The organism is Streptomyces kaniharaensis, assembly GCF_009569385.1.
Lineage (GTDB): Bacteria > Actinomycetota > Actinomycetes > Streptomycetales > Streptomycetaceae > Kitasatospora > Kitasatospora kaniharaensis.
The window spans coordinates 26,248-37,766 of sequence record NZ_WBOF01000005.1 but is presented as its reverse complement, the minus strand read 5'-3'; the positions used below and the strand labels follow the sequence as shown (position 1 = coordinate 37,766).

Genomic DNA, 11,519 nt, shown 5'->3' with positions numbered 1-11,519 from the left:
TTTCGGCCCGGGCGGCGAACCCCGCCAGGGGGTCAGGCGATGCTGACCGGGCGCAGCTCGCGCGGCGGCGCGCTCACCGACAGTCGCGACAGGCGCCGGGGCTCCAACCGGAGGGCCTCAAGCACGCGCCGCTCCATGCGGTCGAAGCCAGGGCCCTCGTCCTCGATGACGACGCCGGGGCGTGGCGCGTCGGGCCTGCGGGAGAGCTCGATCAGGTCCCGCATCCGGATGTCGGGCCGGAAGGAGTCCCCGCGCACCTCCTCGACGTGCGCGATCAGGGCTGCGGCCCGTGGCCGCCGGGCGGCGCCGATGAGGCTGTCGCGGCGGCTGGCCAGGAAGCAGTTCGAGCAGGAGCAGTGCGTGGTCCGGAGGCGGTTGCCGGCGCCGGGCTCGGAGTCGTAGCACCAGTGATAGTCCAGTCCCTTTTCGTCGTGGAGCCCGCGGACCTGCTCGCGGGTCCAGTCCTTGGCCGGCGGCCACTCGTCCACGTGCCTGGGCGCCGTTGGGCATTATGTTGCGGTAGCCGGGCCGATGGCGGCGAGCAATACTCCGAAGGGATGTATGGGTCCCCCAATCGCCACGCAGCGTCATGGCCACATATCGTCTCGCCGCCGTCATAGTGGTGGCATGGCGGATGTTGCGTGCGGCGCAGTCGAGACTTGCCACCTTTGTGGCGGAAGTTGCCGTCCCTAGCTTTCCACAAGGCCCTGAAGCTCTCATGAACCACAGAATCATGCGCCTGTCGTTCGGCGGCATCTTTGCTGTCGCTCTCATCTCTGGAACACTTGCAGTCTTATTCATCGGAGCCACCACTGATTCTATGACGTCGCGCAACAAGCCAGCAGTGGTGCAGGCCGCCAGCCCATCATCGACGTCGAAGGCGGATGGCCCAAAGATGGAAGCCCAGGGTGCCGGGAAAGATAACTGGGATCGCCTTTCATCCATTGCCCCAATCGTTTCTGGTCTCATGATTGCAGCGGTCGGAGGCTGGGCCACGCTTACGGTATCAAGACATCAGAGGGCAAGCGAAACATCCCGTACGGAGCGTGAACTCACCGTACAACGCAGCTCAATAATCCCCCCATTAATTCCCTACCTCGGCTCCGATAAGGAGCGAGAAAAGAGAGCGGCGCTCCTAGCCATCGATGCAATGGGCGACCCCGTCCTGGCAGCCAAGCTTGCGGAGATTTACGGAGGCGAGGGAAGTGCATCGGCACTTTCCAATATTGCCGCACGATCGTCACGTGAAGTGGCGGTCGTCGCAGAAAGATCGCTGGATACCCTATTTCATTCCCTGAAGGTTTCGATTGTGCGGCTGATTGTCAATGATCTGCCTACAGCTTCAGGGTTTGTCGTGGCCCCGGGGCGTGTTCTCACCGTGGCGCACGCGCTGAGAGCGGAGGACCGGGTGGTGTTGAAGCTTTACACTGGAGAAGAGATCGACGCGACCATCCTCGCGCGGGATGGAGATGCAGATTTGGCCTTGCTCGAAACTGCCCGCCAGGATTTGCCTGCGCTCACGATTCAGGCGTCAGCTAGCTCAGAAAAGGAAATTGGCGCGTTGTTCAACGAGGACGTCACTTGTATTGGCTACACGGGCTCGTCAACGGAGCCGGAGGTTCGCGTGGGCCCCGTCACGGCAATTGGGCTCCAGCTTGCTGATTTTCCTGGCGACCCCATGATTGAGACACTTCTCCATACGGCAGGGGGCTTTAGCGGTGCTCCTGCGGTAAATTCCAAGGGTCGGGTTATTGGCATTGTTCGACTGGCCAGAATGGGGGGATATAGTTATCTGATCTCGGCCGATTCGATGCTTAAATTCTTGACTCGGCACCAGGTCACCGTAAACGAGGCTCGCTGAGCCTGCCGAAGCGCTTGGCCCGGTCGCTCGACTCCTCGCTGCGCAGGCCGAGCACCTTCGGCCGGCGGACCAGCCGCCCCAAGATCAGGCGCAGACGCTGGACCTCCGGCGTGAACGCGGTTTCCTTGACCTGCTCCTTCCAGCCCTTTGTGCAGTACGTGGTGCCCAGGCGCATGAATACCCGTAGGCAGCGATGTGCGTCAGCAGGTCCTGCGGCTCATTTCCGCCGACGCCGTCGTTCGTGGTCTTCGTGCGCTCGTGGCGCGAGCGGAGGACGCCGGACTCCCGGCTCTGGCGCGCAGCCAGCTCGGACATGCTCGGGTAGCGCCGACCGCCGAAGGTGACGCCCGGCCACTCCACGGGGCCGAGCGTGGCGTGGAAGGTCCACATCCGGTCGGCGACGCCGACGGCCCGGGCGGCCTCCATGAGCAGGTACTGCATCACGCGCGAGTCGGCCCCGCCGGAGAGATTGCCGCAGATGATGTCGTAGTGGGTCAGGTCGGGCACCGGGCCCGGGGTGATCGTGAGTGCCGTGCTGGGCATCGAGATCCTGCCCCGGAGAAGGCCGGGGGAAGGGGTGGGCGGCCACAGAGCGATTCCTGGCCTGCACCGGGTGCGAGGCCGGTGCATGGTGCCCGGTCGTCGGCGCCGCCCGGATCCGGGCGGCGCCGACGACCGGTAGGCCCTACGGCTTCCCGGCCGGGCTGCTCGGCCCCTCCTCCGGGTCGGCCTCCCACTCGATGCCGCCGGTGGCCGTCACGACGACCCGCCCGGAGCACCCGAAGTCGGCGTAGCGCAGCGCGGAGTGGAACCGGGCCTCGGGCTGGCGCTGGAGGCAGACCCGGAGGAACTCCATCAGCGGGTCCAGCGCGTAGCCGCTCTTTCCGTGGCAGTCGTCGGTGGCGAGCAGGCCGAGGACCACGGGGGTTCCCCAGGGGGCGTGGCTCAGCAGCTCGAAGCGCGTGTCCTCTTTGATCCAGTTGTCCTCGAAGTCCGCCAGCGGGATTGGGGGCTGGACGCTCACCGCGCCGATGAAGTCGGTGTCGGCACCCATGTGTCCTCCTGGAAGTCACGGTTCGATCCGGATCGGTAGCCGCCCGATCCGACGCAATAAATAATACCGCAGATTATACACGATCGCAAGAGGGGTTGGCTCGTCAGGCTGTATGACTGGACATCACACCTTGCAAATGGAAACCGAGTCCTGCATGTCGGGGCGTGTTGGAAGGTTGGACCCGTGCGGCCTGGGGCTCTGCGTCCCGGCCGGGGTCGCCGGAGGCTCTGTCTCGCAGGATTTGGTGTTCGGTGGCTCGCAAGCAGCTGTGCCCGCAAGTGCCGTGACGTGCGGGTTTCGGGTGCCCGGCTCGCAAACTGCGCTGTCCAGTCACATTCGCCTCGGCCTGCGACGCCCGGGCCTGTTCGGGCGCCGGCCGGCGTGTGCGGCGGCGGCGCAATCCAGGGTGCGCGTGCGGGCGATCGGGCGGGCGCTCGTACCCTTGTGCGGAACCCGGGCCGGGCGGTGACGACCGCCCGGCCCGGGTTCCGCCTGCCGGGTGTCGGTCAGTTCGGGGACTGCTCGGAGTGCCGCTGGGTCGGTAGGCGCAACGGCATCCCGTCGATCGGCGTGCTGGGGCGCTGCCCGGGCAGGTCGACGTGCGGGATCACGGGGTCGTCGTCATGCTCGTGGCCGTGCTGCTCGTCCATGGGGCCTTCCTCGCGGTTCGATTCGGTCCGACAGCCAGCCGGACCTACGTTATAAATAATGCCGCAAACGTGACATCTTCATGTGTGGTCGGGCCTCGCTTCACCCGAGAGGGCCAGTCCCCCGATCTGCCCGTCCCGTAGTTCGGTGCTGCGGCCGGCGGGCGCTAGACTTGGCCCTCCATGGAGAGGATTCCTCCTTTCACATGGTTCGATGGAACGGCGCCGGACTAGCCCTCTCCCGCAAGGGACCTCCATGAGGCGGCGCCGTTCTGCGTGCCCGGCACCGGCCAAGATGCAACCGACCGAGGCGCCCTAAGGCAGCGCAGGGCCGGTTGCCCGGCCCTGCGGATGCCCCCCCGGTTGTCAGTCCTGAACCTCGACGGGCCCGCCGTCCCCGGCCTGCCCCTCTGCCTCGGCGTCCGCCGCCTCCTGCCCTGCAGCGTCCTCGGCGGGGGCGGCCACGGAATCGGGCTGCTGTCGCTCCGCCGCCTCGGTGGCCTCCTTCTGTCCGGCCCGAGCCGCCGCACGCTCGGCCGCTTCCTTCTCCGCGCGGGCCTCCTCCTCGCGCTTCTTCGTTACGGCGTCGACCATCTCCTGCTCGATCCCGCTGAGGGTGTACCCCTCGGCCTTCAGGAACAGCAGCCACACCACCATGTCGTCGCTGGGGTGCGCCCAGGTCTTCTTGGCGCCCATGCTGTGCTCGAAGGCCATGGCCACCTGAGCGAAGGACGTGTTGCTGGCACGCCGGGCCTTGCGGAAGCGGGCGTTGACGGTCTCGAAGAACTTCCGGCCGACCGACGTGGTCTTCGGCGGCAGCGGCGCGTCCAGGTACCGGGCCAGCATCAGGCGGGAGGCGGGCTCCAGAGCGTGGTGGTACCAGTACGGCATGTCGGTCTGGATGTTCTGGGTGAGCGCTACCGCCGCATCCGACAGCTTGCCCGCGATCAGGCCCTTGATGAACTTCTCCCGCACCTCGCGGGCGGCCTGCTCCAGCTTGTTCTTCTGCCCCACCTCGTAGGCGGACAGCTCCGGCTTCCTGCCGGACGCCGGGCTGGAGATGCCGTTGCTGCCGGTCGTGAAGGAGGCGGCGTCGGACTGGGCCTGGGCCTGGGGCTGGGAGTCGCGCACCTGGTGCCTGTTCGCCTCCCAGTCGGCGCACAGGAAGACGGCCGTGACCTCGTCGGAGCGGAGGATGGCGAACGCCCGGCCGGGGCAGGTCGCGTTGTGCTGCTCCTCCTCGACCGGCTGGCCTTCGGTGTCGAGCAGGTCGGACAGTCGGCGGTGCTTGTCGCCCGGGGTGGTGTAGGAGCGGGGGAGTTCCGCCATCCCGGCCGCCGTCAGCTTCTCGCGCAGCGCGTCGGTCTCGGCGATCTCCTGCTTCTCCTGGCGCAGTTGGGCCATCGCGTGCTCCCAGTTGCCGTTGCCCTTGCCGTCGGCCCAGGCGTCGTCCTCGCGGGCGTCGGCCAGCTTCTCCAGCGCTCCGGGCACGTCCTGGACCTCGCCCAGGTCCAGCAACTGCTGGAGGTCGAACTCGTACTCCTCGCTCGCCTGCTGCTGGACCTCCTTGTCCATCGACGCGGCGCGCTGCGCGGCGTGGACCTCGTCCACCGTCAGGCCCGCCGAACGCGCGACGCGCTTCAGTGCCCGCTTGCTCAGTCCCGGCAGCTCCAGCTTCGCGGCGGCGAGCATGGTGTCCCGCGCTGTCATCTTGCGCCGCAGGAGGTTCTCCTGGATCGACTTGGCGACGGCGCGGGCGATGACCTCCGGCCCCTGGCCCACCAGGTCGTGCCGGATCATGCAGGGGATGGCCATGACGTCGTCCGGGCGGCCCTCCTCGACGCACTTGCGCGCGACCTCCTGGGCGCTGAGCATCCGGATCTGGCCGGCGAGTACGCCGAAGTTGCCGTCCTCCTGGGGGCGCACGATCAGCGCGACCTCGACGCTGTCCTGTTCGACGGACTCCAGCATCGCCTGGTCCGGCTCCGTGTCCTCGGTGCGCACGTTGCAGGGGTCGAGGACCAGCTTGCGCGGGTCGAGGTAGCGGAACTCGCCGATGTCGCGAAACCGCAGGCCGTCCGCCGTGCGGGTCTCGGGAGCGGTGATGCTCATGGTGAAGCCTTTCCACGGTTCGATTCAGACCGGGAGCCGCCCGGCCTTACGAGAAAAACTATACCGCAAAGCTATCATGATTGCTAGTAGGGTCCGCCTCCTTGGTTCGTGTCGAGCCCCGGCCCGCCCTCAGGCGATCCGGTGCGCCTGGCGACCTGGCTCGTCTGCTGAAAACTGACCACCTGGGCACTTGGGGTCGTGTTTCAGCAGGTCAGCGGCGGGATTGGCCGCAGGCTAGGCTGAACGGGCGTGTAGCCGAGCAGGGAGGGGCCTGAAAATGGAAGACATGAGCGAGATGGACGATCTGCGCGCGCGGCTGGCAGCGGTGGAGGCGGAACTCGACCGCCTCCGGGAGGAGTCCGCGGCCACGCGCACGATGGCGGCGATGGCCGACCGTGACAGCGCCGAGGTGCGCAGCTCCCTGCGCGGGCACACACAGGTGCTGAACGCGATCCGCGAGGATCAGCTGGAGCAGCGCCGGGCTACGGCGCAGCTGGCCGAGGCGGTGGGTGTGCTGGTGGCGGGGCAGGGCGAGCAGACGCGAGTCCTCGCGGAGCATGGCGCGGCGTTGGCCGAGCACACCAGGATCCTGGAGAGCCAGGGCAGGGCCCTGGAGGCGCAGGGCAAGGCCCTGGAGGGTGTGCTGGCTGGGCAGGCCGCGATCCTGGAGGAGCTGCGCCGCCAGGGCGGGAAGTAGCAGGAGGCGTTGGTGAAGAGGCCGGCCCCGCGTACTGGGCTGGCCTCTTTACTGTCCGGGGGCGAGAAGGTGCTGGCGGGTGGTGACGAGGTCCCGCCACCTGGTCCGCACGGTCTCCTCGCTATCGAGCCAGCAGACGCCGGAGGGGGCGTCAGGGCGCTGGCCGGCCATGTGGTGGGCGATGTCGGTGTAGTAGGCGTAGTCGCCGGCGCGGGCGAGGTCGCGCAGCCGGGCCTGGACGGCGGCGAGGGCCGCGTCGTCGCCGCGGACGGCGTGGTGGAAGGCGGCGGCGAGTTCGAGGGCGGCCTGGGCGGCGACGATGCCGGCGGTGCGGGCCTCGGTGCGTAGGACCTCAAGTTGGTCGTCGACGTCGTCGCGGCCGGCGTCGCGGACGAGGGCGGCCGTTTGGACGGTCAGGGTGGTGGCCCGCAGGTCGAGCCCGGTCAGGAGCTGTTTGGCGAGGTCGATCTCGTCGTCGGCCGCCTGGGGGTCGGTGAAGGCGAGGGTGAAGGCGCGCTGGGCCTGGGAGGTGGCGCGCTCGCCGGCGACACCGTGCTGCTCGGCCTGGGTGCGGGCGGCCAAGTAAGCGTCGGCGGCGCGCCGCATGTCGGCGTGGGGCCACAAGATGTCGCCTTCGACGCGGTGCTGGCGTCCCTTCCATCCGAGGCCCTGCGCGGCGGCTTGGGCGGCGGGGAAGTCGCCGGCGAGACGGGCGAGGTGGACCAGGCCGCGCCGGGCAGCCGGGGCAAGCCGGCCGCCGCCGTCGGCGACGAGCTGCATACCGTGCCGAGAGCCGGCACGGTGCCCGAGGTCGCGCTGCGCCTTGGCGAGGTAGTAGACGGCGAGGTGGTGGAGGTCCTCGGGAAGCAGGTGGGTGTCGACGACGGCGGCCAGGCGCTGGACGGTGCGGGCGCGGTGTTCGTGCTGGCGGCGGGCGAGGGCGTTGAGGGTCTCGACCAGGGCGTCGGCGGCCGTCGCGAGTGACTGCCCGCCGTTGCGGTCTTCGCCGGTGCCGGTCGAGCGCAGGACGAGGGGTTCCCACACGGAGTCGGACACGTACGCCCACGCTGCCTCCGAGAGCCATCCGAGGTCGAGGCGGTGGTCGCGGGCGAGGGTGAGGCCCTGGCGCAGGCAGGCGACCAGGAGGCGCCGGCCACGGTCCGGGGCGTCGGTCCACTGGTCGCCGAGCGCATCGAAGGCCCGGGCGGCGGCGCGGGCCCAGTCCTGGTCGGACCAGCGGTCGTCGGTGTGGTCGTCGGCCCGGCGGATGGTGGAGCGCACCACGCCGTGCAGGTGGTAGGGCCACAGGGCGAGCTGGTTCTCGCGGACGAAGGGCCGCTCGGCCAGGCGCAGGGCCGCGGCCTGGTGGGTCATGCCGGCCGTGGCGGTGGCGAGCGCGATGTCGAAGGCGTCCAGCAGGGACACGGCGCGCAGGACGTGCCGCTCGTCGGGGGTGAGGTCCTGGAGGGTGCGGGCAATGAGGGCCGGGAAGTCGTGGTCGAAGTCGGCCGCCTCGGGGGTGCGGGTGCGGCGGATCTCCAGGAACCGCATCACGGCGAGGTCGAGGAACAGCGGCAGGCCGTGGGAGCGGGCGGCAATGACCTCGCGCAGATCATCGCCGATGAGGGGCCGGCCGTCGGCGGTGAGACGGCGGGCAAGGTAGTCGTCACAGTCCTCGGGGCTGAAGTCGCCGATCAGGACCTGCCGGTCGGCTGCCGTCCCCGAGCTGACCGATGCGGTGGGGGCAGCCCCGCAGGCGGCGGGGATGTGGGCGGCCAGCTGCGGCCAGGCGGCGGGCCCGGTGTAGTCGAGCTGCCCCTGCAGCGCGTCGTCGGCCCACTGGAGGCGGGAGCGGCCGGTGATGACGAAAAGGGCGTTAGGCAGGAGCCACACCGTACGCTGGATCAGGCGTTCCAGGTCGCGGTTGGTGCGGTCGCCGGTGTCCTCAAAGGTGTCCAGCAGCACCACCGGCACGACGGCCGCCTTCGCGGGCAGCCGGTCGATCTCGTACGCGAGCAGGTGCGGGTAGAAGGAGAGCGCGTCCAGGTCCGGCTCCGCCTCCAGCAGGTCCGCGAGCCGCGGACAGCCGGCCAGGGCGCGGGCAGTGGTCCGGCGCTCGCGCACCGCCCGGACGACAGCGGTGGTGACCTGCCCGACTGCGGAGCCGACCACGCCCGGCAGAGCGAATTCCTCGGCGGCCTTCGACAGCGCCCCCTGCAGCTGGCCGGGCAGCACCTTCGCGAAGCGGCTCACCAGCCCGGCGCGGCGCAGGTACTCCTCCAGGCTCTCGCCGGGGTGGTTGTGCTCCCAGTACCGGATGAGCGCGAGGTCGAACGCCGGCAGGGCACGGTCCAGGCCAGCGAGCGTCAGGCGCAGGGTGAGGACGAGGCGTTCGAAGTCCATCCCGGCGGAGCGGGCGAGGTCGACGCGCACCGGCAGCAGCCGGGGCGTGGCGGGCCAGGTGGGCTCACCCCACTGCGCGGGCCGGGACTCGGCCGCGGCGAGTGCGGCCTCCAGCTTCCGCGACAAGGTGGTCTTGCCGACGCCGCCGATGCCGTGGAAGACGAGCACGTTGCGTCGTGCCGTCTCCAGGTCCTGGACGTCGAAACCGTCAGCGGCCACGTGGGCCAGGTGCTCGGCGATCGCGGTTGTGACCTGCGCCCACTGGCCTCCCCGGTTGGTGAACGCCTCATCGGTCCCCAGGCTCCGGTCGTTCGAACCGAACAGCGCCCGCAGATCCCGCCCCGCCATCGACGACTCCCCCTCCGCACAGATCTGACCAAGCATCAACCTACGCCCTCGCAGGCGAAGACGGCCCGGACCTGGCGGATTCGGCCGGGGACCGTAGGCTCCGACATGTCAGGACAGCCCTGGCCTGCGGAAATTTCCAGAAACGAGGCGGTTCCCCGTGCACGACCCCGAACTTCCCGACCACCCCCCAACCGGCGCTGGTCCCGACTGGTCAGACAGCACTGGGGACGACAGCGCCCTCGGCCGCGTCGCGGAGAAGATCGAGCAGGCCGCGGCCTGGTACACCGAGCAGATCCACGCCGAACGCCGGCGACCGGCCCCCGACCCCGACCGCGTCGAGCAGCTGCTGGCCGAACGTGCCGCCTGCACCACAGCGCTGCGCGACCTTCCGGAGGCGACCGCGCAGGAGCTGGAGCGGATCGAGGCCCTCTACGACGCCAGGCTCAACGAGATCACCGGGGCGTAGGAGCGCCGCGCCGGGAGGGCCGCAGGCGGGGCGAAGGCGAGCCGGCCGGGCTGGAGCGCGGGCGGCAGCAGAGGCCATGCCAGCCGGGTGATCGCGTCGATCTCTCGCCGGTACTGCGGCAGCGCCATACGCAGCTCGCGCTGCCGGGCGAGGAACTGGCGGGCCTCCTGCTCGGTGTAGAGCCGCGCCTGTCCCGCCCGGGCAGCGAGTGCGGCGCCGGCCGGACCGGCCCACCGGCCGTCGGCGCCGAGCGTGTTGCGGAAGACGGCGGTGCCGTCGCGCCTCACCACGCTGAGATGGTCCACCAGGCGCCGCTCCTCGACGGCCTGCACGCAGTCCAGCACCGCCGCCAGGCACCGGTCGTGCCCGGCGGCGGTGGTGAACCGGCCCAGGCGGGTGCCGCCCCGGCTGACCTCGGCGTAGCGAAGAGCGGTGCCCTGGCGGCTGTCGGCCGCGCGCACGTCCAGCACCAGCAACTCGACGCGGGACCCGGCCCTGCGCCACGCGGCGGCGTCGTCGAGGAAAGCGGCCGCGCTGCCGGGGGCGATCTCGATCACCGCGTCCGCGCCCCGCTCCCGCACGTACGCCTCGGCCCGGGCCTGCCACGCCTTGTAGTCCGCGCGGATCCGGGCGGAGGCGGTACGCGGATGCTCGCGCAGCAGCCGAAAGTAGTCCGGGTGGGCCGCCTTGAACAGCTCGCCCGAGATCCACACCGGCCGCCGAGCGCGCAGCGCGCGGCGCACCATCATCGTCGCCTGGGATTTGCCCGCGCCGGGTGCCCCCATGACGTACACGACGACGGGCCGCTCCTGCGCCACGATCTCGCCGAGGTCCGGGACGATCAGGTTCTGGAAGGTCCACTCGTGTTCGTCGGCGGACAGCCGGTGGTAGTCGACGCCGGGCGGCCCGTCGATCGGCTGGGCGGTGCGCCGCACCGGCTCGGCCAGCGCGGCGCACCGCTCCGCGTCCCGCACCACCGCCAGCACCTGGTCAGCTGGCAGCCGGCTCTCCGCCCTCACCAACGCGCGCTCGGCGGAGGCCAGAGACCGGCGGAAAGACGAGGTCTCCACCGCGCCCCACCATCTAGCCCGCTCGGCCTCCACCGCCCGCGCCGCGCCGCGCGGCCGCACCCACGCCCCGTCGACGAGCTCGTTGCCGTACAGGAACTCCAGGCCGCGCCGCACCACCGTGACGCGGTCCACCAAGTGCTCGGACTCCAGCACATCCAGAGTGCGGGCCAGCTGCCGGGCGCACTCGTCATGGTTGGCCCACGACACGTACCGCCCGGCCCCCTCCCCATCGCCAAGGTAGCGCTCCAGCACGCCCAGCTGACTCCACGCCAGGGCGCACGCCACAGCGACGACCTCGATCCGGTGCCCGGCCGCCCGGTAGGCCATTGCCTGTGTCCGGGCCTCGTCCGCATTCGCGAGCGCGGTCTCCACCAGCGCGTCCAGACGCTGGGCGCGCACATGCTCCTCCATGGCGGCCTGCCAGCGGCGGGTATCCGGCCGGACGCGGACACCCGCGGTCCGCACGTCCTTCGCCAGCAACGCCTCGTAGTGCCGGTGTGCGGCCTTGTAAAGGTCGGCGCCGACACGCACGGCACCGCCACGCAGGCCAAGGACCGGCAGCAGCAGATCGCCGAGGGTGCTCTTCCCGCCGCCGGGAGGGCCAGCCACGAGCAACACCACCGGCTCCTCCTGCGGCACCGCACCTCGGGTCCACGTCGGCAGGATCACCTGGTCCAAGACCTGGCTACTGTCGCCGTCCGACAGGACCACGGGGAGGACCTCCCGCTGCTTGCGCACTACCGCTCCGATCGTCTTGCTTATCGCCGTCGGCGCGGGGGTGGGCGTGGACAAGGAGGCCTCCTAGCCTGGTTCGATGCCGCCGGTAGCCATCCGGCCTGACATGAAAAATAATACCGCGAA

The 11,519-nt window shown here is 70.2% G+C and carries 10 protein-coding genes; 3 read left to right on the top strand and 7 right to left on the bottom strand.

Annotation, left to right across the window (positions count from 1 at the left end; all coding sequences use genetic code 11):
• Positions 1–32: 32 nt before the first annotated feature.
• A complete protein-coding gene (locus F7Q99_RS36335) occupies positions 33–488 on the bottom strand; it encodes a hypothetical protein (RefSeq protein WP_153470561.1) in 456 nt (151 codons plus the stop codon).
• A 230-nt stretch (positions 489–718) separates the two neighbouring features.
• Here F7Q99_RS36335 and F7Q99_RS36330 point away from each other — a divergent pair, with 230 nt between their 5' ends.
• Positions 719–1,861, top strand: coding sequence for a S1 family peptidase (locus F7Q99_RS36330; protein ID WP_195911401.1), 1,143 nt, complete (start codon positions 719–721; stop codon positions 1,859–1,861).
• Between the two features lie 84 nt (positions 1,862–1,945).
• On the opposite strand, the gene F7Q99_RS36325 is transcribed toward F7Q99_RS36330, so the two are convergent.
• The 4 genes from F7Q99_RS36325 to F7Q99_RS36310 form a co-directional block, all read right to left on the bottom strand.
• The gene (locus F7Q99_RS36325; RefSeq protein ID WP_153470554.1) at positions 1,946–2,404 is read right to left on the bottom strand and encodes a hypothetical protein; all 459 of its coding nucleotides are present in this window, start codon (positions 2,402–2,404) and stop codon (positions 1,946–1,948) included.
• A gap of 142 nt (positions 2,405–2,546) precedes the next feature.
• Entirely contained in the window at positions 2,547–2,915 is a 369-nt protein-coding gene (locus tag F7Q99_RS36320; protein WP_153470551.1) for a hypothetical protein, read from the bottom strand.
• Positions 2,916–3,421: 506 nt separating this feature from the next.
• Positions 3,422–3,565: a hypothetical protein gene (locus F7Q99_RS36315; protein ID WP_153470548.1), complete on the bottom strand. Its 144-nt coding sequence runs from the start codon at positions 3,563–3,565 to the stop codon at positions 3,422–3,424.
• Positions 3,566–3,928: 363 nt separating this feature from the next.
• Positions 3,929–5,674, bottom strand: a complete 1,746-nt coding sequence (locus tag F7Q99_RS36310; RefSeq protein ID WP_153470545.1) for a ParB/RepB/Spo0J family partition protein — start codon at positions 5,672–5,674, stop codon at positions 3,929–3,931.
• Between the two features lie 286 nt (positions 5,675–5,960).
• Here F7Q99_RS36310 and F7Q99_RS36305 point away from each other — a divergent pair, with 286 nt between their 5' ends.
• Positions 5,961–6,371: a hypothetical protein gene (locus F7Q99_RS36305; protein ID WP_153470542.1), complete on the top strand. Its 411-nt coding sequence runs from the start codon at positions 5,961–5,963 to the stop codon at positions 6,369–6,371.
• A gap of 48 nt (positions 6,372–6,419) precedes the next feature.
• Here F7Q99_RS36305 and F7Q99_RS36300 read toward each other — a convergent pair whose 3' ends face one another.
• On the bottom strand, positions 6,420–9,122 hold the full coding sequence (locus F7Q99_RS36300; protein ID WP_153470539.1) for an ATP/GTP-binding protein: 2,703 nt from the start codon (positions 9,120–9,122) through the stop codon (positions 6,420–6,422).
• 157 nt (positions 9,123–9,279) lie between these two features.
• On the opposite strand from F7Q99_RS36300, the gene F7Q99_RS36295 reads away from it, so the two are divergent.
• Entirely contained in the window at positions 9,280–9,588 is a 309-nt protein-coding gene (locus tag F7Q99_RS36295; protein WP_153470536.1) for a hypothetical protein, read from the top strand.
• Here the strand turns inward: F7Q99_RS36295 and F7Q99_RS36290 are convergent.
• A complete protein-coding gene (locus F7Q99_RS36290) occupies positions 9,552–11,450 on the bottom strand; it encodes a zeta toxin family protein (RefSeq protein WP_153470532.1) in 1,899 nt (632 codons plus the stop codon). The two genes, F7Q99_RS36295 and F7Q99_RS36290, sit on opposite strands and share 37 nt — an antisense overlap.
• Positions 11,451–11,519 lie beyond the last annotated feature (69 nt).